This is a genomic window from Paenibacillus sanguinis 2301083 = DSM 16941 (assembly GCF_000374825.1).
In the GTDB taxonomy this organism is placed as follows: Bacteria; Bacillota; Bacilli; order Paenibacillales; family Paenibacillaceae; genus Fontibacillus; species Fontibacillus sanguinis.
Genome location: NZ_KB895393.1, coordinates 13936 through 34423 on the forward strand (window position 1 = coordinate 13936; position 20488 = coordinate 34423).

14 protein-coding genes are annotated in these 20488 nt (G+C 49.4%); all 14 read right to left on the bottom strand.

Features of this window, described 5'->3' with window-relative positions; all coding sequences use genetic code 11:
• Window positions 1-13: 13 nt before the first annotated feature.
• The 14 genes from C557_RS0119650 to C557_RS0119720 all read right to left on the bottom strand — a co-directional run bounded on the left by C557_RS0119650 (window position 14) and on the right by C557_RS0119720 (window position 20487).
• Window positions 14-592 (bottom strand): hypothetical protein, encoded by a 579-nt coding sequence (locus C557_RS0119650; protein WP_240472989.1) that lies wholly within the window; start codon window positions 590-592, stop codon window positions 14-16.
• A gap of 14 nt (window positions 593-606) precedes the next feature.
• On the bottom strand, window positions 607-1527 hold the full coding sequence (locus C557_RS0119655; RefSeq protein WP_205621636.1) for a WG repeat-containing protein: 921 nt from the start codon (window positions 1525-1527) through the stop codon (window positions 607-609).
• A gap of 251 nt (window positions 1528-1778) precedes the next feature.
• Entirely contained in the window at window positions 1779-3530 is a 1752-nt protein-coding gene (locus tag C557_RS0119660; protein ID WP_018753585.1) for a dockerin type I domain-containing protein, read from the bottom strand.
• A 153-nt stretch (window positions 3531-3683) separates the two neighbouring features.
• Window positions 3684-7052, bottom strand: a complete 3369-nt coding sequence (locus tag C557_RS0119665) for an S-layer homology domain-containing protein (RefSeq protein ID WP_240472990.1) — start codon at window positions 7050-7052, stop codon at window positions 3684-3686.
• A 10-nt stretch (window positions 7053-7062) separates the two neighbouring features.
• Window positions 7063-8841 (bottom strand): InlB B-repeat-containing protein, encoded by a 1779-nt coding sequence (locus C557_RS0119670; protein ID WP_205621637.1) that lies wholly within the window; start codon window positions 8839-8841, stop codon window positions 7063-7065.
• A 559-nt stretch (window positions 8842-9400) separates the two neighbouring features.
• Window positions 9401-12457 carry an ATP-binding protein gene (locus tag C557_RS0119680; protein WP_040677380.1) on the bottom strand — a complete coding sequence of 1019 codons (3057 nt, stop codon included), beginning with the start codon at window positions 12455-12457 and terminating at the stop codon, window positions 9401-9403.
• Window positions 12454-13671, bottom strand: coding sequence for a response regulator (locus C557_RS0119685; protein ID WP_018753590.1), 1218 nt, complete (start codon window positions 13669-13671; stop codon window positions 12454-12456). Before C557_RS0119685 ends, C557_RS0119680 begins: the two co-directional genes overlap by 4 nt.
• A 64-nt stretch (window positions 13672-13735) precedes the next feature.
• Window positions 13736-14281: a GNAT family N-acetyltransferase gene (locus tag C557_RS0119690; protein WP_018753591.1), complete on the bottom strand. Its 546-nt coding sequence runs from the start codon at window positions 14279-14281 to the stop codon at window positions 13736-13738.
• Window positions 14278-14487 carry a P-loop NTPase family protein gene (locus C557_RS0119695; RefSeq protein WP_018753592.1) on the bottom strand — a complete coding sequence of 70 codons (210 nt, stop codon included), beginning with the start codon at window positions 14485-14487 and terminating at the stop codon, window positions 14278-14280. Before C557_RS0119695 ends, C557_RS0119690 begins: the two co-directional genes overlap by 4 nt.
• Window positions 14488-14787: 300 nt before the next feature.
• Entirely contained in the window at window positions 14788-16773 is a 1986-nt protein-coding gene (locus C557_RS0119700) for a hypothetical protein (RefSeq protein ID WP_018753593.1), read from the bottom strand.
• 28 nt (window positions 16774-16801) lie between these two features.
• Window positions 16802-17521: a GntR family transcriptional regulator gene (locus C557_RS0119705; protein ID WP_026263588.1), complete on the bottom strand. Its 720-nt coding sequence runs from the start codon at window positions 17519-17521 to the stop codon at window positions 16802-16804.
• Between the two features lie 20 nt (window positions 17522-17541).
• Entirely contained in the window at window positions 17542-18327 is a 786-nt protein-coding gene (locus tag C557_RS0119710) for an inositol monophosphatase family protein (RefSeq protein ID WP_018753595.1), read from the bottom strand.
• Window positions 18328-18365: 38 nt separating this feature from the next.
• Window positions 18366-19232 carry a carbohydrate ABC transporter permease gene (locus C557_RS0119715; RefSeq protein ID WP_018753596.1) on the bottom strand — a complete coding sequence of 289 codons (867 nt, stop codon included), beginning with the start codon at window positions 19230-19232 and terminating at the stop codon, window positions 18366-18368.
• Window positions 19233-19272: 40 nt separating this feature from the next.
• Window positions 19273-20487, bottom strand: a complete 1215-nt coding sequence (locus C557_RS0119720) for an extracellular solute-binding protein (protein WP_018753597.1) — start codon at window positions 20485-20487, stop codon at window positions 19273-19275.
• Window position 20488: the final 1 nt, after the last annotated feature.

Below are 20488 nucleotides of genomic sequence, written 5' to 3' on the forward strand. Positions count from 1 at the left end.
AACCTATCTGCTCTTATTCATCGTCTTCGTCATCTTCGTCTTCATCATCTAGATGGGGTGTGACCTGATAACCCGATGGATCAAACATATATTCAACACATGCTTGTTCATCAGAAAGAATCAGACTTACTGTATCACCACCACCAAAAGGTGAAGGTGGTACTTTCATGTTAACAGCCCAAGTGTATCCCTCAACACCTTCAAATCTCTCATAAAAAGCTATTGACTCCCCATGATTGAAGTTGATTGCTCCCTCTATTTGATACTCATCATTATAATTTCGAGAAATTTCAAGTACTCGCTCTATAGTTAATAGCGTATTTATTTCGGATAATTTACTTCTTTTAATTCCGAATATTAGAAAAGAAATGCCTTTATCTTCATCAGAAATAACTAATAATTTATCAAAATCCACAAAATCGATCTCAACAACCCAAGCACCACCATGCAATGCAAAAAACTTCTCATAATACTGAACAGATTTGCTTATGTCACCTTGAATTGTCCAAGGAACAAAGTACTTGTTGCGCTCGTTGATGTACTCATGTGCAATATTTATGGCTTCCAATGCAGTAAGTTGTGACTTATTCATGTAAGCACTCCCTGTTACCAAAGATCAAATCCCCTGGGCTTTAAGATCCAACGGCCTCTCTGATCAAGGTATCCCCATTCCCCGTTGTAGTTCACATATGCCAGGCCATCCCGAAAGGACTTAGCTGTCAAAAACACATTTTTAATAACGTACTTTCCCTTTTGATTAATAAAACCTGTTTTGTCTTTATTCACCACATCTGCTAAACCACCACAAAATGGTTCAATACTTTGAAATTGAGGCTTGATTACTACCTTACCTAAAAAATTCAAGTACCCCCATTTCCCCCCACTCTTTAATCTAAACCCTGCGAGTCCCTCACTAAATCCTTTCAACTGATAGTATTTTGGTTCAATAGCAAATGCACCCGTTGAGTCGATAAATCCATAATGTTCCCCATCGAGAGTAGCTACAGCAAGACCTTCAGAAAATGGACCAGCGGAGTGAAACACAGGTTCAATAGCCATAGTACCCATAACATTTATGAAGCCAACTTTCCCGTCTTTTCTTACCGCTGCTAAGCCTTCTGAAATCGTCCCTAAGTAATCCCATTCAGGACGAATAATATACTCATTGATATGATTAATCAGCCCCATTTTTTCATCTACTTCAACAACGATCGTTTGGTCTGCATTAATCCTATGAATCTTGTTATATAATGGCAAAGTAACAACTTCTCCATATTTATCAATACAATAATCAGTTCCATTTTTAGATATCTGAGCTAAACCGTTATAAAAATCCCCATAAGAATCAGCTTCTACTTCTATTATCATCTTGTTATCTTTATTTATATATCCCTTCTTGCCATCGAATGTCCGTACCCAGGCAAGTCCATCGCTAAAATCGTAAGCATCTTTGTATTGAGGTTCAATAATGTAGCGCCCAATCCTATCAATAAAACCATATTTATTATCAATCTTCATTCTATACATAGGTATCACAACCTTATTATTAGTTAAAAGGTTCTCTGTCTTTACATCCTGCGGCAGCTCCCATGCCAAAGTGCAGCTTGAGACATGCTGCTTCCTTCCAATATATCACAGACCACAATAACATAGGGATTTTCATCATCCGCAGTGTACGCTACTAAATTTTGATATATATGAAAAGCTCCATGCAAAGCCTATGTAAGATGGGCTTTGCATGGAGCTATTTTTATTTTATTAACATTGACAGATGTGACTCATCCTTTTCCCGTTACAAAGGCCAGAATCGCCTTAACGTCCGCCTCATCGACAACCCCGTCATTATTGAAATCCGCTGCCATGAATTGATCCGGATTTAAGGTGATGGCACCCTTCAAATACTTCGCCAGCAACTGGGCATCCGCAGCTGAAACGCTGTTAGAACCATCAAGGTCGCCTTTAACAAGCTGGGCGTAATACGCCGTATACGTGACCGCCCCAGTAATAACCGTCGCCTTCAACTGGTCGCTGCTTAGCTTGGTCACACCGCCATCGCTGCTCCACCCTGTGAATCGATAGCCAGGGGCAGAGGTAACGGTCGGTACAGCCTCTGGCCGGTCCCCAACCTCAACATCCTCGCTCGCTGTGCTGATCGTTCCGTGATCGCCAGGCTGATAGCTTACCTTGACCTTCACAATATTGAGGGTAAGAGTAGCCGCGTCCGAAGTCAATGGCACCCCGGAAGCATCGGTAATAATGACACGATACAGATAGCCGTCCATATCCCTTGATACCGGATGAATAGTCAGGCTGCTGCTTGTTGCTCCATTCATATCGGTGAAGCTGTCGCCTGTCCCCGTCGTATCCACCTGCCACTGATAGGCAAGGCCATCGCCGCTGGCCGTTACAAAGAAGGTAGCAGCTGCACCAATGTTTACTTGCGCACCTTCCGGCTGCTTGATAATGCTAGATCCAGCTACTAACTGGTACAGACCTGTGTCCGTACCAACCAGCAGCTTCCCGTCGCCATATTCCATAGCACCAAAGTAAGTTGAAGCATTGTCGTTTTCTTTGACTGCGATTGGGGACCATGACATTCCGTTATCGGATGACATGAGCACGGTTCCATCAGAGCGTAAGACATAAATATTGCTGTCTTCATCAACAGCTATAGCCTGATAATTGCTCCCAGAGGGCAAGAGTCTGTTTATGGTAGTTCCTTGCAATTTCCATACACCATCGTCCCCGGCAATGAAGGTTGTCCCTCCAACTTGAGCAAGGTCGGATATAGCTGACGAAGCGGATGTGGAATCCAGCCCGATTTTGTTCCAACTGACTCCTGCATTAACGGAGTAGACGATACTTCCTGCATCATCAGAGAATATGAATCTATTATTGACCTTATCGTATACACCATTTTCAAAGCGGGAGCCGCTGGTGATGTTTTTGCTGCTAGTCCATGCCTTCTCTTCTATATACCCGGTGGTTGAAGCTTGCCGATAGATAACATTATCATTGCCAGCTCCTATTACATAGTTGCTCCCGTCGGTAAGCACGGGCCCAAGCACCACATCTCCCGTTGGAAATGCGGATGCAGTCCAGCTAGCGCTGGTATTGGATGTATCATTCATATAGCCCAAATAGGAAGTAGTAGTATAGTTAGGAAACGTGGTTGTAGACATGTTATCTCCCGTTGCATAGACTCGATCTCCAATAAAGGAGATGGAGGCCAAGCGGAACCTTTTGCTTGAACCAAAGGTATCCCAGCTAATAATTTTGGTCCATGTCTGCAAATCCATGGATTGGTGTGCAATATTGTTGCCACCATCCAACTGTGACTTGTAGTAAAAGGTCCCATTGTTGAAATAAAGCTTCACCCCGGTACCCATATCATCCTTGAGCAGCTTGTATTTATACTGCGGAGCCGTTGCCGAGCCATCCGCCTGGACCTCATCCTTGGGAAGCAAGCTGCCCAGCAAAGTGGTGACTAACGCCAGGCATAAAGCAACTCTTCCTGCTTGTTTGAGCATAAATTGTTCTTCCCCCTCTCCACAATGCAAAAATGTATTTCCATTTCCCCCGTTCCATGTACCAAGCAGACATGCTCGCTTAAGGAACGCCTGTCTGCCGCAGACAAAGTCATCGTATACAGACATAGGGGGCGAATCGCCCCCCTTTACGAATCAAATCAGCTCGGATTGCTCCAGAAGCCTTTGAATAATCGCCGCTACCTCAGCACGAGTCATATGCTGTTTCGGTGCTAGTTCGGCAGCGCCTCTACCGGATATAATGCCTGCCTGCACGCTGTCTGCCACGCTGCTTTGCGCCCATGACGATACGGCTGCTGCATCCTTGAATGAACTCAGCACGGTAGCTGCGGGTGTCAATGCGCTAGACTGCTTATCCTTCAATCCAGTCAGCTTCATGGCTTTTGCAAGCATGACCATGGCCTGCTCACGCGTAATCTTGTCGTTCGGACGGAATGTGCCATCCTCATATCCACCAATCAGTTCATAAGCTTGTGCTGTGCTGACGGCCTTGTTATACCAGTCTCCTTGCTTCACATCCGAGAAGGCCATGTCACCTTGCTCCGAAGCGAGTCCCAGCCCCCGCACGAGAATAGCTGCAAATTCTGCACGGGTGATGTCACGATTCGGACTGAATCGCCCATCGCCAGTTCCCTCAATAATCATCCGCGAACCCATATCGTTCACAGCAGCCTTTGACCAATGGGAAGCCACATCCCTGAACTCAACCGGATGCCATACGACGGAATAAGTGCTGTTGGTCAGACTGTTAATCTGTGCATAATACGTCCCACCTTCGTTCACGACCTTCGTCGGCACATGTCGTACACTTCCGTCTGGGTTAACCACGACACCTGTTGTAATCTTGGTCGGATCAATGCCAGTTGGAAGCAGGATGCTTCGCTCCACGTAAGCATTGAAATTCGACACTTCGACCACAGAATCGCCATTGACAGCCCTCACGGTAAATTCAAGTGGTGATACGGCAATCGTGAATGAGCCTTGTGCAGCTGCGTTCTCTACCACCTGCAGCATACTCGCTGCCGCTACAGCGATCTCAATGCGCACCTTGATATTTTCCAGTGCGATGGAATTACCTAGCTTGTCCGCAAGTGCGTCAATCTGAATCTGACTTGCAGGAAGCGTATATGTCGCCTGGGCCGTCTTGAGTTCGACCACCGCGTGCTTGCTCTCCATGCTCTTGACCATTTGCCCGTTCAATTCGCCAATAATTACATCCGACGCTGTATTGACCGGAATAGTAATGACTGCTCCTTGACCTTCTGCTGCCAGTCTCTGCTCCAGCTTCTGCGGGTCGACCTGAATCGTTGTCACCTTCTGTCCATTGCGCTCTGCCAAGACAGCTGTACCTGCTTGCTCGGCCTTGCCATTGACCAGAATTTCCACGCCGCCGGAGGTTGGGGATGTCGTTGGCGTTGATGACGTGCTACCACCACCCGAACCGCCGCTGGTGCTGCCTCCATTTCCGGTGCCGCTATTGTCGTCGCTGCTGGAAGATCTTCTTGGCACCACGGCATTGGATGCAGCAGAAGCCACGCTTGCCCCGACGGCATTCACAGCCTTCACCGTGAATGTATAGCTGGTGCCATTGCTCAAGCCAGTCACGACGATTGGGCTTGCTGCTCCTGCAACCGTCTGTCCGCCCGGCTCAGCAGTAACCTCGTAGCTGGTAATCGGGCTTCCGCCATCGCTTGCGGGTGCTGTAAAGCGAACCGTTGCCTGTCTGTTCCCTGCAATAGCTGTCACGTTCGTTGGAGGAGTCGGTGTGTCAACTCCCGGAACATTTCCTGCACCAGGGGTTGCGCTCGCCTGAAGCGAAGCCACGCTTATGCCCTGATTATTACCTGCTTTTACCGTAAAGTAATAAGCTTGGCCGTTAGTCAGGCTCCGAACAGTGTAGGTCGAGCTTGTTACGCTTGCGATCTCCTGATCGCTGTATGCCCATGGCTCTGTCGCCATATAAATGTTATAGTACGTCGCTCCGGTAACCGTATTCCAGCTCAAGTTCACTTGCCGGTCTCCTCCAACGGCTGCAAGACCTTGTGGCGCAGCCGGTGAATCACCAGACGATCCCGGAACAGGCAGGACCGTTAACGTCGCTGTGCCTTTCTTGCTGGAATCTGCTGCTGAAGCGGCCTGAACGGTATACGATCCCGGTGCGGTATCCGCCGCAATATCAACCTTGCCTGTATCGTCAATGGTTACTTTGTCATTCTTGCCGCTGATGGACCAGAGTACAGTCGTATCCGCGCCCTCTGAAGCGTCTACTACAGCATTGAACTGCTGGCTGCCTCCCGGCAGTACGCCAATGTTAGCCGGGCTCACGCTTACACGGTTAATGGCCGGAGTGTCGCTGACCGTTATTTTACCAGCCTCCAGCGTCTTCTCCATCTCAGCGGCCAAAGCATCTGTGACCGAAAAATGGTTCAGGTCCGACGTCTGCACCGTCAACTGCTTGTTCCCGATTGCCGCGTCGCTCTTGATGAGGAAGGTGATGGTGAACAGCTTGTCTCCAGCCATCATTGGCGTATCTCCGCCGTCACGGTCTGCCCACGCTGTCTTGAGCCAGCCCTCCGCATTATCATAGTTGGAATCGAAGTAGTCACCTGATTCACCTTCAATGCCCGTCACTTGCAGTGCAGCGGCATCAAAGTCAATCTGCAGCACGTAGGAGCCAATTCCAGGAGTTGCACTGCTTGCCGTCACTGGCACCTTGACCGTCTCTCCTGGCATGCCTGCTGTGCTGGCAATGCCAATGGTTGCAGTATGACGCAGCCATTTGGCAAAAAGTGTCGTATTGGCCGTAACCGCTGCTGAGGAGAAATCCCATGCCGATGCTCCGGCCGGATCAGTGAACCAGCCCACGAAGCTGTAGCCTGCCCTGCTCGGAGCCAGCGGCTCGCTGATGGTTGCCCCGCTGTCTACCCCCGTGATGCTTGCTACTGCGCTGCCGCCTTGTGGGTCGAAGGCCACCGTATATTGCCCGGCTGAGACCGTAATTTTGCCATTAGAGGCATAAGACGGCTCTGCGGGTTCATTACCTTCATAAAGAGTATGCTCGGTAAAATTCACCTCCACCTCGCCAGGCAATACATTTTCCTTGATCTTGAACTCCAATGTTGCGATTTTGGTTTTGCTCATGATGGCTACAACTTCATCAGTTGGAGAATCGAGATTAATTTGGCCTTGCGCTGAATCGCTAGAGTATGTATCCGAAGATACCTCAAGCTCGTTCTTCAAGTCTACCAATTCAAGTGAATTGGGGTCATACTGAAGCGAAATATTAAATTTGTGAATAAGAAACTCAGGTTCGGCATATACCGCCATACTTACTATATCTCCAGGACTGCCCTCCGTAGAAGTCACTTCCACGATGGGCAACCCAAGTGCAGGAGAAGAACTCTCGGCATGAATCATCGGGCTGATGGACAGTGCCAGACAGATCACCAGTAACATCGACGTCCATCTTCTCCAGCCAGCCAGTTGCTTCTTTGTGTTATCCATTTTCATATGCTCATCCCTTTCCTGTAATGATCGCCAGAATTGCCTTGACATCCTTCTCATCCACAATCCCATCACCATTAACGTCTGCTGCTTCCAGCTCTTCAGGCGTCAAATGGATGCTGTCCCTCAAATACTTGGTTAGCATTAGTGCATCCGCAGCCGTCAAGATGCCGTCGCCGCTGAGATCGCCTTTAACAATGGGAGCAAAGTACGCCGTGTAGGTAATGGCCTGGGTGACGACCGTTGTCTTCAACTCGCCGCTGCTCAGCTTCGTCAGGCCACCATCGCTGCTCCAGCCAGTGAAGCGATAGCCGCTATGTGGAGTGACGCTAGGCACTGCTGCCGGATGACCGCCCTTCACTACCGTCTCGTTCGCTGCGCTGATCGTTCCATGCTCCCCTGGCGCATAGTCGACGGTCACGTTCAATGAGGTCCACTTTGCATACAGCAGAACATTGGAATTGCTGATCGTAAAGGTGTCACCAGCCTTGTAATCCGTTCCGCTGCCATCCGCTGCCGTATTCCAGCCGTCAAAAGCGTAGCCCGGCTTCTCCAGATTCCCTGTATTGCCCACGGTCGTCACCGTTGCCTGATCATCATACAAATGGCTGTCTACAGGCACATGACCGGCGGTTGCGCCGTTGCCGCTATAGGTCACTGTGAATGCCTCGCCCAGCTTCATGACCGTCATGCTTTGACCGTATACACTGTCCTGATAGGCAATGTAAGGAATGCCGTGGTCAATCGCAAGCCAGGTATCGTTAATCAAGCCTTCGGAGAACTCGGCATTTCCCACTATTCCCCACACACCGTCTTTGCCGTATTTCATCACAGTCGCCTTTGCAGAGGCCCCATCACGGAAAGCTACAAATGGTGTACCATCTTCATCCATAGCCAGACTTGTATTATAGGCACCGTTTGGCGAGAAGCCCTCCACCCCTACAGGCTTCCAGCCATTCTGCTCGCTATAAGCAACAACGGTTGCTTTATTGCCGTGAGTACGATCTCCGAATGCGAGGTAGGGCTGACCATCATAGACTGCAAACGCGGAGTAATAATTTCCATTATTATTAAAAATGCCATCTCCCAGGCTCGTCCAGTTGGTTGCTTCTGTATATTTCATGACCGCTGTTTTATAACCGTTATAGTTATACTGGTAGGTCAGAAAGAGGACACCATTATCCATCTTCAACTGGATATCCTCAGGACTGTCTTCGGCATAGAGGGTGCTCCCTACAAATTTCCAATTGCCATCTGCCGGATCATGCTTCATGACAAATATCTTGAAGTTGTTTGTAAATGCTATATAGGGCGTACCATCCTCGTCGATGTCCATTCCGGCGTTATAGCCCATAGGCGGCAATGACTCCGGATTACCGACAGGTGCCCAGCCGTCTCCCTCGCTATACTTCATGACCGTAGCCCTGCCATCATGAGCCATATCAGGATAGACAATATAAGGGGCGCCATGATGAACCTCAATCGGGGTCGTGTAAAAGGTCTGTTGGTTGAGCCCGGTGTTGTCGAGTGTCCGCCAGCCATCTGTACTGGAATAGGTCATGACATTCAGTCGCCCATTTACATCCTGAAAAGTCACATAGGGCGTACCATCCCCCACTGCCAGCCGGTGATATCTCATATATCCGTTCGAGATGCCTGGACTGCCTACAGTCGTCCATTTCTCGGAAGCTGCATAGGCACGGTCCGCCTCCCATGTCTGGAGTGGAGGAAGATATCCCATCGTCAGCATCCATGCCAATAGAATTAAACAAACTCTTCTTGCTGTCAAAACGCCTTTCCTCATGGTTCAGTTCATTCCTTTCTTTGTTGATGTATAGATGCGATCCCTTGATCCCTCCTGCCAGCCGGAAGCGGCAGCTTCCACAATCCTGTAATACTTTTGCTCCACTTCTTTTAGCCTAGTATAAAAAATCAAACCTTAAAGAAACCTTAAAAATTGACACGATTCTACAGCAATTTCCGCGCCAACACCCCTTTTTTCACAGTTACACGAATAATCAGCTGAATAATAACCTTAATCAGCAGAAATTTTTTCTGAAAAAGGATCAATCTAAAAATCAGTGCTTAAAAGCCTACGCTTGGTCGCCTTTGCGAGTGGATTTCAACCTTATATGAATTTTATGAATCAAGAAAATCTATGAACAACAGCGATCGGAAGAGCTCTACGAACCCGCCGCACCTCATCGTCCACATGACAAGCATAGATTTCGGTTTTGAGCCAAAAAAAACAGGCCCTATTATGCAATCAATAGGAACCTGTTATGATGTTATGAAAGCTATCACCTTGATTAGAGCCATCGCCTAGACCATCATTTTTCCAGCGCTTATTACGACATGGACGAGGCAGGGATGCGTACAGTTACTTCTGTTCCGTGCCCCGGAGTGCTCTCCAGTTGCAGCGATATACCGTATTCATAAGTCAGCCGCTTGTTGATATTCAGCAAGCCAACTCCTTGCGATTCATCAGTCACCGTGCGATCAAGCAGCGCCTGTAATCGCTCCGGCGGTATGCCAACCCCATCGTCAGCTACAACAAACTGCCAATACCCATCCGCCTCACTCACGGTTAGAGTAACCAGGCCCCCTTCAAGGCGGTCGCCAATCCCATGACGAATGGCATTCTCTACTAACGGCTGCAGTAGCAGTGGCGGAATGCGCAGCTCCAGCGCGCCTGTCGCAATGTCTGATTCAAAGCGGATCCGATCGCGGAAGCGAGCTTGCTCAATGTCCACATAGGTTCGTATGAGCTTGAACTCCTCTTCAAAGGCAATTCTCTCGTCCGTATTGCTAAAGCGGAAGCTGCCGCGCAAGTAATCCGCCAAATCGACAATCATTCCCCGCGCCCGTTCAATATTCGTATAGCTTGAGGCCACAATACTATTCAGCACGTTAAACAGAAAATGCGGCTTGATCTGGGATTGCAGGAAGGCTACCTCCATCTGAACGGCACGTCCAAGGGATTCCTTCATCGCCAGTAGACTTCCGATGCGAGCCTTCAGTTCCTCCATATCGAACGGCTTGGGCAAATAATCGTTTGCACCTGCCTGGAAGGCTGCTACCTTGTGCTGTGGCTGGATGGCTGCTGTCACCATCAGGATCGGCAGCTCCAGCAGCGAATATCGCGTCCGCAGCTCCTGGCACACCTCATAGCCTGATATTCCCGGCATCATCAGATCAAGAATGACCAGATCAACCTTGTCTGCTTGCTGAAGCTGCTCCAGCACCTCATACCCGTTCTTCACCGCAATCACCCGATAATCAAGCCCCTGAAGCGCGTCGATGAGAACCTTCAGATTCTCGTACTGGTCGTCAGCGATGAGTACGGTATGCCTGCCCTCGCGGTTTGAATAATAAGGCGTAGCAAACGAATACTGCATTTGCCTGGGGGCGACCTCGACGTCTGGAGCGAGTATAGTTGCCTGGTTGCCTGGATATGCAATAGGAAGCGTAATCGTGAATGTCGAGCCAACTCCAGGCGTCGATGAGACTGTGAGTGTACCTTTCTGCAGCTCTACCAGCTGTCTTGCGATGGAGAGCCCTAATCCGAAGCCTCCCCGCTGCGTTCCCTGAAGTGATCTGAACGGATCGAAGATCAGCGCGAGGTCCTGCGGCTCAATGCCCCGCCCTGAATCCTGCACCGCAATTTCGAGCTGGTTGTCATGCACTCTTCCCGTCACCACAATGCTTCCGTGCTCGGTATGCTTGATCGCATTATCCAGCAAATTACCGATCACTTGACCCATACGACCCTCATCGGCCAGTGCAAAAGGCAAATGCGCCGGGACGTGGTTCACCAGGTGGAGCTGCCGCTCGACAGCCAAATAAGAGTAGAAGCGCACCTGCATCTCAGCTACGGCACGAATGTCGATTGGCGCCGGAGTAATCTGGAGCTCGCCCTGTCGCAGCTTGGACAAGTCCAGTATGTCGTACACCAGCTGTGACAATCTTTTGGTCATATCCGTCATCAATTGCAGCTTCTCCTGTTGCTCGGGCGTTGGCGGATGGACGGTATCATTCAGCATGGAACGTGAAATATTCATGACTACATGCAGCGGTGTCTTGAACTCATGCGAGGTACGGGCCAGGAAATCATCCTTGACCTTGTCCGCCTGCAGCAGTTCCTCCGATAGCTCCTCGATTTTGCGGAAGGCGTTTGAGAAGTGGACCGACATCAACAAGGCCAGCATCAGCAGCATCAGGAAGGGCTCGATCGGCGCCATTTCAAAAATCCGCACTCCATAGTAAATGTTCATATTCTGCTTCAGCGCCTGTACATTCGTGGCCATGGCGGCTACAGCCAGATACAGGCTGCCCGCGACCCTATGGAGAGCCGCCAATACGAATACATAGGTGGCATACAGCAGCGAAAAGGTAGCGTAGAACGTCGACATCTCGCGGAACGGCCATAGTGAAAGCTGGGCACCAAACAGCACATGCAACACTAGCAATATTGCCCCGAAGCTCAACGCACCGCGAACGAACCATTTGTGGCAATAGAGACGGAAGGCGGAATAGATATAGAAGAAAAATCCAAGCCCCACACCTGCTGCTGACACCATCTGAATACGGTAATATAACCAGAAGGGCAGCGGACCGACCACCTCGAACAACACTCGTTCACCGTTTACACTGGTGAACAAAGCGATACACATGCAGACGATACCAAATACAGCAATTGAAAAGTCCTTGCGGCGCAGAGAAAATGAGCCAATAAAATATAAGCCCATGACGAGAAAAGCCGTTATAGTAATCCAGTCATGAAGGTTTGCACGATTATTGAGGTCGGAAATTTGCGTAGCTGTGCCGAGAAAGACAGACTCAATGATCCCGCTGCTGGCACGAAAATCATAGTTGGCTACCTGGAGCAGCAGTTCATTCGAGCCAGGCTGCAGAGTGAAGTATGTGACATATGGTTTATTCAAGGCTGCATAATCCGGCTGCCTGCCCGGAATCCCGCTGGAGCCAAGCATCTGCCCATTCACTATCAGTTGATTTGATACCTGGATAGATGATGTTTTGAGTCCATACACCTCACTGGTAGCTATGTCATCAAGCTTGATCCGCAATCGGTAGGTCGCCATCCCCTTAACAGGCATCTGCTGCGACCATGATCCTGGCACCTGAATCATGGCAGCCGTTAATTCGTCCCCGGCAGCCATAGAGGGCAGGTCCTGCTGAGTTAATAGCCTGTCCGGGTACAGCTCCCATTCACCATCCAGTGGAATAACCCCGTTCTCTGCGAACTCCCAGGAGGTCAGGTCCAGAACTCCGCCCGTTGCGACGGGTATCTGTTCTTTGGGCATGGATACGTAAATCAGGAAAATCCCGTAGGCAGCAACTAGCAGAAAAATTGTAATACAAGCAGCTTCAGCTTGTTTTCTCATCGCTTTTTCCACTCTGCCTTTTCCTTCGTTCGCTGAATCAGCAGCACTGTCTGTTCCTCCAGATCAGCCCCCAACTGCAGGCATACCGCTTGCTCCAACTGAACGCCTACTTGATGCGCCTCATATCGATTGCCCATGTCCAGATGCAGCCTGATCAGTTCACGTCCGTCCTGTTCCGAATCAGGAAGCAGCTCCAATATACGCTGCATGCTGTCTACAGCCAGACTGGCATGGCCTTGCTTGCGGAAATGCGCATACCATACACGAAGCGCACGAATATAAGCTCCCCTAATCTCTAGCTGTCTGGGCTCCGCCCATCTGAAATCGCAGGCATCCATATAATCGCCCTTGTACAACTGATTCATTTGGTCATACAGCTGTGCATCCATCTCTGTAGCAGCTATATGGTCCGGCTGGGGGCTCGGCTCTTTGAACTGGCTTACCAAGTGCTTGAATTCGGCTACATCGAGCTTCATTCCATCCCATTCAGCCACAAAGCCCATATGAACCTTGTGAATATGAATCGGTATCTGATTTTCTGTCAGGCTTTTGCGTAAATAAGACAGGCATGTATACAGATACGTCTTCGCCTTGTTCAGATCGTATCCAGGCCAGATGGCTTCAAGAATCGCTGCCGTACTTAAGGATTCGCCGTCTGCATGAATCAATAACGCACACAGCTCCTTTGCCTTCTTCGTCTTCCACGACAGCACTCTGCTTCCGTTGCCCGGCAGTCTGATTTGGAATCCTCCCAAACATTGAATGGCAGCAGACAAATTCTCGATAGGTCCGGCTTCGGAAGGGACGGAGGACGAGGAACCAAGGGGGGAGCGGGTCATGTAATGCTGGACACGAGCAACTGCATTCTGCAATCTATCTGGCGTAAAGGGCTTTAGCAAATAGTCGATAGACTGAATCTCAAATGCTTCTACAGCATATTGGGCATGGGCTGTCGTGAAGATGATTGGTATCTGGGGGATCATTTGCCTGATTGCTCGTGCTGCCTCCATCCCGTTCATGCCTGGCATCTGATAATCCAGGAACACCGCATCAATTAAGCCTTGTCCTCCATCCTGGAGCGCCTGAATCACCTGAGCAGCCTCGGCCGGATTCATGTACCGACCGACCACCTGTACATTTCCAAGCTGTCCTAGTAAAATCTCAAGCAAATCAAGCGCATCTTCTTCATCATCAATCAGCATCACACGAATCATCCGGGTGTTCTCCTTAGCAGCTATAATTGAACGGGTGATACATACCCGAGACAATGTCCTTTATTCATTCCTGGAGTGCAAGCCATTCTCGGTATAATAATCCCATATAGATTCGATCGATCTTTACTCCATCCCTTAGGATGCCTTCTCGCATTCGGCCTTCCACTGTGAAGCCGCATTTCTCGTATGCGCGAATCGCAGCAATATTATTGTCGTTAACGTCCAGCCCCACCCGATTCAGGTTTAATTCGTGAAAGGCATACCGTAACAGGAGCCGTATGGCTTCAGTGCCGTATCCCTTGCTGCGATACTCTTTCTCACCGATTCCTATTGCAAGATGTGCCGCCCGGTTGTTCCACTCGATTCCATTCAGTGCAGCAAAGCCAATTAACTTATGATTATCTATCTGTCTAATGCCAAATTCCATTTGTGCAAGATCCGAAATCGTGGCTTGAATATCCGATTTATACCCTTCAGCGCTACGTGGACGGGCATAATCCGTATCCAGGTTGCGAAGATACTCAGAGTCGTTGCTCCAGTCTGCGTAAATCTCCGCATCTTGTTCCGTTAATGCTGTTAACTTAACCCTATTACCTTGGAATAGGTTCACTTGACCAACACCTCCGCCAATGCTTGCTTAAGCTGTTCCTTATACGCCACTCCCTCATAGTCTGCCGGATGCTCCCCATTTCCTTCAAGGAACAACCGTGAAGGCCAGCCTGTTTCCTCATAAAGCTGGTGTATCATTTGGGCTGTCATCGTCTTCCCTGAACCCGGCAAGCCCTCAACCAATATCAAGCGTGTTGCTCTGCCCAATGTAATTTCCTCCGTTCATCATTTAAGAGGACAGCAGACTAAGCTTAAAAGTGAAGAGATGCGGTTTTTTCCTCCATTAAAAAACGGATACCGTCAGGTATCCGCAGAATAGTGGTCGTGGTTGTCACCATGGCTGTCTGCATACCCTGTAAGTGAATTTAGAATACATGCCTAACAAAACGGTGTTAACGCCGCTTTATTAAAAACATGCTCTCCCATCATTCATCCCTGCAGGGCAATCAACATTAGGCCAGGCTCCTTTATATGCATCTCTACAGCTAGAATAGCACCCGTCTCAGGTTATGGCAAATGAATTTTGCCGCTATTATACCACAGCGCATCATTCGTTCCTGCCTTGTGAAGCTCGATCAATGTGTTGCTGGACGCATCGTAATCCACGCTTGGCTTGGAGGAGCTGCCAGAATCCCAAATATAATTGTGAACCCAGTCAATCGCATTTCCCCGAATTTCGCCAATGTTGTACCAAATTAAGCCGGTAGTTTCACTGGTATGCAGCTCAATAACCTTATCGTTGCCTACGAATGCAACCGTCGGGTCATTTCCATTTTGCCCTTGCATATCCCCTGTCGTTCCCCAGGTTATTGAACCATCTTCATTCCAGGCACCCAGTGTATAGTTCAGGCGCCCATTATTCTGATAGACCACGACAAGCTGATCATTCTGGAAAGCAACATCCGGTCTTTCCGCACTCTGATCAAGGATGGTGCCTGTTTGATTCCACGCGATTTGATAGTTGTCCGAGTTGATCAATCCTGCCTGATATTGCAGCTTGCCTCCGTTCAGGTAAACGAGGACGATACGATCACCGTCGATTGCCACATGAGGCCATGAGCCTTGCGTGTGCTGGCCGCCTATGGCAATGCGCTCATTAGTCATCCATGTAATTGTTGAGTCCGCTTCCAGTCGTCCGATATTAGCCCATAGACCTGAGCCATTCCCATCCGTTTGATTCACTTGCACTACGATATGCTGGCCGTTAACCTCAGTCACACCACTATGCGGCTGAATACCGTTTTTGCTGCTGCCGTTTGGATCAATCCGCTTGTTCGTCAACCACTGGATATATCCATCGTCCTGAATGCTGCCGACAGAGTACCACAGATTGTTATTCAGCAGCCCTTCCGCCTTGTGTACCTCGACCACGCGATTGTCGCTCGTTAAGGAGACGGAGACATCAGTGCCGCTTTGCGTGCCTCCTGCCTTTTCGACCCTATGATTATAATCTCTTAGAGGCACAAGGAAGCGGTCGAACACCTTGGTTATCGCTTCATAGGAATCTGTGGATACGAAGTGACGGGTACCCAGCTTATGATTCATATAAGCAAACTGGGTCCAGCGCTGTGCGGCATCACCATCGCCACCCGGGAACTTATAGTGCCAAGCCCCCTCGTTGCCGTTCAGGCTGTAAAAGCGGAGCGTATACCCTTTGTCCGTGGCAATCCGGAGCATCTCCTCCAGACGTTCCTCCTCATCCTGAGCCCAGTTCCCCGGAGTTAGCAGATCGAAGCCGCTCTCAATATGCTTCCAGTGAATAGCGTAGAAGCGATGATAGATATCCGCATCGTTTGGAAAATAATCAGCAGGATTCTCCCGCCGCCCGTCCGTCAAACTGTACACCTCGTCCTTGAAGGCCAGCAGTTTACCAGTCGTACCGGAGATATAATCAAAATAAGCACTCTTCAAACCCTCAGAGCCGGAAAGGCAAACGGTGATAGCACGTTCGGTAAAGCTGCCCGCATCCCCCACATTCCCGAAGGTCATCAGCGCGCCATAATGCTCCAGCATCGCTTGCAGCGAGCGAGCAATTTGCACATAATCAGGATTGTTAGCTGGCTTCATATCCAGATTGATGACGATACTTTGCCCATCGCCATGCAAGCTTCCGCCATTACGCTCGATCTGGGCTACAACCTCTTCAAAATATTGATAAAGATTTCGGGTGTTCGGCTGTGCAGCAGCATCGTGCTTGACGTACAGCTTGACCTGGCCTTGTAAATAGTCGGGATACTGTGAACCGGAGTAAGTGCTATGACTGGAGTCAACCATGATATCAAGTTCTACATTGTAGAAGCTGGTATCCAACGCATGAAGAAACTTTTGATCCGGGTCTTGTTCATCATAAGTATCATGAAATGCCTTATACGAGTTAGAGTTGATCGAAAGGGGGGCTGCCGCCGTAACGCCGGCCGAAATCGGAGACCATAAGAGGGCTAAGCCCATGACCGCCGTTAATGCCGTTCTTCCCCATATTAGCTGCTTGCTCATCATACCACTCCTTCGGATTAAAAGGTTGTCATTTCCGTTCCCTGCGAATCCAGAAATTGAAAATATCATTTCTCAAATAGTCAAATGAATACAACACTTCTCGGTTCCGCTCGTCATAGTGCAATTGCTTCATTAGAATAACGGGGGTTTCCACTTCTTCATCCATCTGCAAACGTCTTACATACTTGTCCTGCTTGAGGGGTACCAGCAGCTCCGTATCGGCTCTGGCAATGTAAATCTTGCAGGTCTCCTCCAGAAATCCAAATAAAGACCCGGAAAAGTCTACGCGCTCGAAGGCATCTTCCACCAGTTCCTTCGGCATAATGTTAATGGAGTAAGCGACCGCTTCTCCATCGGCATAACGAACCCGCTCCAGCTTGATCACACTGGAACCCTCTGCAATATTCAAAGCATCGGCCCACTCTTTTTTGCACATCACCTCCCCGATCATTTCCTTCGTATCCGCCTCGGTTAGACCAGCCAGCTTAATCATCGTTCCCGTACTCTGGAGAACCTCCAGACGGCTTGGGATGACAGGCAAGGGCTTAATGACGAAGGTACCAATGCCATGCTTCACCAACAGCTTGCCCTCCTGCTCCAGCAGCTTGATAGCAGCACGCAGTGTTTCTCGGCTTACATTGAAGTACTTCGCCAATTCGTATTCAGAGGGCAGTCTTTGCCCTACTTTCCATAACCGGTTGTCGATCATTTTCTCGATCTCTTGTTTGATGTGTTGGTAGCCAATCAATAGGTTTGTCCTCGATTCCTTCAAATTTCCTTGGATTCCAATAGCTCTCTCTGTAAAACCTCTAACAGATTTGGATTACAGCAAAGAGTCAGGGCATGACCGTCTATATCGGTTCGCTGCACCTTGCCGCCCGCTTCCTCAGCGATTAAAGCCCCCGCACACATATCCCAGGCATTGAGATCAAATTCCCAATAGCCGTCAAAATAAGAGGCTGCGACAAAGCATAAATCAAGCGCGGCACTGCCCGTTCGACGAATGCCAGAGACTTTGCCTAGCATTCGAGTGAAATATTGCAGATTGAGAGCCTGCTTGCCAAGCCCGTTAGGGAACCCGGTCGACAGCAGACTATGCTTCAATTCCTGCGTTCGGGATACCTCCAGCCGCCGACCATTCAGATAAGCCCCGCCGCCCCGGATCGCTTGAAACTTCATCCCCAATCCAGGGGAATGCACCATGCCTGCTACGGGAATACCACGATGCTGCAAAGCGATGGAGATCGAGGACATAGGGAACCCATGGATGAAGTTCGTGGTCCCATCAATCGGATCGATCAACCACAAATAGTCTGCATTCCCGTCCAGCTTGCCTCGCTCTTCTGTCAAAATGCTGTGGTCAGGGTACCTGCTGCGAATCAGATCAATCAGCATTGCTTCCGATTGGAGGTCAACATCGGTGACATAATCTGTCTCGTCCCCTTTGACCTGCACCCGCAAATGGGACAGGTTTGCCGCTTGTCTCTGGAAAGCAGCCACCCGATCAACCCATTGTCCGATTTCCTCTATAACAAGCTCCAGATTCATAACCATCACGTATCCTTATTCCTTGAAGTATATTTGTTCCCTGGTTACTGGCTTCCCCGAATAGAACGCAGGATATAGGCGATGGAGAAGGCCAGCACAAGCAGCACCATAATGATGGAAGCTGCGGCGCTATATCCAAACTGCAAATTGTAAATCCCCTGCCGATAAATATATTGCGTAACTGTCGCAGTCGAGTTAGCGGGCCCTCCACCTGTCAAAATGTTAACTTTATCGAACAAGCGGAAGGTATCAATCGTTCGCAATAGCACTACGAGCAACAGACCCGGCCATAAGTGGGGCAGTGTAATATGAGCAAACACCTTCCAACCGCTCGCGCCATCCACCTTTGCCGCCTCATATTGCGATCTGGGTATGGCTTGCAATGCAGCATACAGCAGCAAAAATGCAAACGGAGTCCATTGCCAAATATCGATGAGCAAAATCGCACCGAAGGCCAGCCTAATATCCATCAAAAAATTGAAGGGTCCTATGCCGAAGATCGACAGCAAATGGTTGATGATCCCGTTATGATTGCTGAGCATCATTTGCCACACCAGCGCCACCGTAACCGGCGGCAGCAGAGAAGGCAATAGCAACGTCACTCTCAGCAACCGCAGCCCCCTCTTCATACTCTCCACAAGCAATGCAATGCCGAGCCCCAAAGCCGTTTCAATCGAAACGGCCAGGAGCATAAATTTCACTGTATTCCAGACAGACCGCTGGAATAGTTCATCATTCAGAAGCTTTATATAATTGCTTAAGCCAACAAACTGCTTGGACTCCGCGGCCAGGTAATAATAATCGGTAAAGCTGTTCATCACTGTATAAGTGAAGGGAAACACGGTCAAACCGATCAAGAGCACAATGACGGGAGCCAGCATTGCTGCTTGAAACCGCCGCTTACTAGCCAAAGGTATATCGCTCCTTTATATCCATCAATATCTTCGCTCCTTATTGCATGACCTGATCCATCGCTTCATTGGCTGCTGCTAAAGCATCCTCTACCGATTTGGTTCCAGCGATAGCCGCCGACAGCTCGGCTCCAAGCGCTTCTTCTGCCAAAGACCATTTTGCCGTTCTGGGCCGGGCTTGCGAATTTTGCAGAGCTTCAAGCTGAACCGGGAAATGCTTATACTTGGCCGCAAGCTCACCATCCAGATAAACGCTCTTGCGAGTAGGAACACCGCCATGCTCTACCATGGTCTTCTGACTTTCCGCACTGGTAATAAAGGTGAGGAACTGGGCAGCAAGCTCCGGATTTTGGGAATTAGCGGCCACACCCATCATCCAGTTCCCGATCATTCCGGTGGACATCGATTGTCCACTAGCAGTTGCTTTCGATGGAATGGGAGCATAGTCCGCTTGAGCCGTTTCTCCAGAGATGAACCACGAAGGCCAGCCTAATGCCATCGCCCCACGGCCTTCCGCTAAGGAGCTGACGATGTCCGTCGTCTCGTAATTCTCGCCCACAGCCAGCAGACGGATATAAGTATTCAGCGCCTGCCGCCCTGCCTCGGAATTCACTTGCGCTTTCCAGTTCTCATCAAAGACTTGTCCGCCGTAAGCCCAGAAGATAGGCAGAAAGTCGGAAACGATCGGATTGCCCTGTTGGCCGCGAATAACATAGCCTGCCACACCATCTGCAGCATGGACTTCCTCAGCCATATTCAACACTTCCTCCCAGCTTCCTGGCACGTTATAGCCGTGCTTGTCGAACAGTTCCTTGTTATAGAAGAACAATTGGACATTGCCCGCGAACGGCAGAGCATACAGTTCCCCGGTGTCGTAAGGATGCTTGCCAAGAGCCAATGAGGATTCTTCAAAATCGGCATCCGGCTCTACATCCAGCTCGGACAGATTGGCGAATATACCAGCTTCACTAAATTCAGGCATCCAAGGATCATCAGCCATAATCAAGTCATAAGCGCCCTTCTTGTTCTTGGCATCCAGAGATACCTTCTGCTTGAGGTCCGCCGCTTCCAGTCCAACAATTTCAATAGTAACGTTATGCTCTTGTTCAAAGGCACCCTTCACAGCTTCCATCGCTGTGACATGCGAACCTCCTCTTGCTGCGATTACCAGCTTGTCCGGTCCGCCAGATTGACATCCTGCAAGCAAACCAACCGCCATAACTGCACTAAGCACGATTCCTAAACTTTTCTTCATT

What these genes read in the sequence shown, in the direction of transcription:
- C557_RS0119650 (WP_240472989.1), bottom strand. Translation starts at nt 592, where the DNA reads ATGAATAAGTCACAACTTACTGCATTGGAAGCCATAAATATTGCACAT.
- C557_RS0119655 (WP_205621636.1), bottom strand. Translation starts at nt 1,527, where the DNA reads ATGTATAGAATGAAGATTGATAATAAATATGGTTTTATTGATAGGATT.
- C557_RS0119660 (WP_018753585.1), bottom strand. Translation starts at nt 3,530, where the DNA reads ATGCTCAAACAAGCAGGAAGAGTTGCTTTATGCCTGGCGTTAGTCACC.
- C557_RS0119665 (WP_240472990.1), bottom strand. Translation starts at nt 7,052, where the DNA reads ATGGATAACACAAAGAAGCAACTGGCTGGCTGGAGAAGATGGACGTCG.
- C557_RS0119680 (WP_040677380.1), bottom strand. Translation starts at nt 12,457, where the DNA reads ATGAGAAAACAAGCTGAAGCTGCTTGTATTACAATTTTTCTGCTAGTT.
- C557_RS0119685 (WP_018753590.1), bottom strand. Translation starts at nt 13,671, where the DNA reads ATGATTCGTGTGATGCTGATTGATGATGAAGAAGATGCGCTTGATTTG.
- C557_RS0119700 (WP_018753593.1), bottom strand. Translation starts at nt 16,773, where the DNA reads ATGAGCAAGCAGCTAATATGGGGAAGAACGGCATTAACGGCGGTCATG.
- C557_RS0119710 (WP_018753595.1), bottom strand. Translation starts at nt 18,327, where the DNA reads ATGGTTATGAATCTGGAGCTTGTTATAGAGGAAATCGGACAATGGGTT.
- C557_RS0119720 (WP_018753597.1), bottom strand. Translation starts at nt 20,487, where the DNA reads ATGAAGAAAAGTTTAGGAATCGTGCTTAGTGCAGTTATGGCGGTTGGT.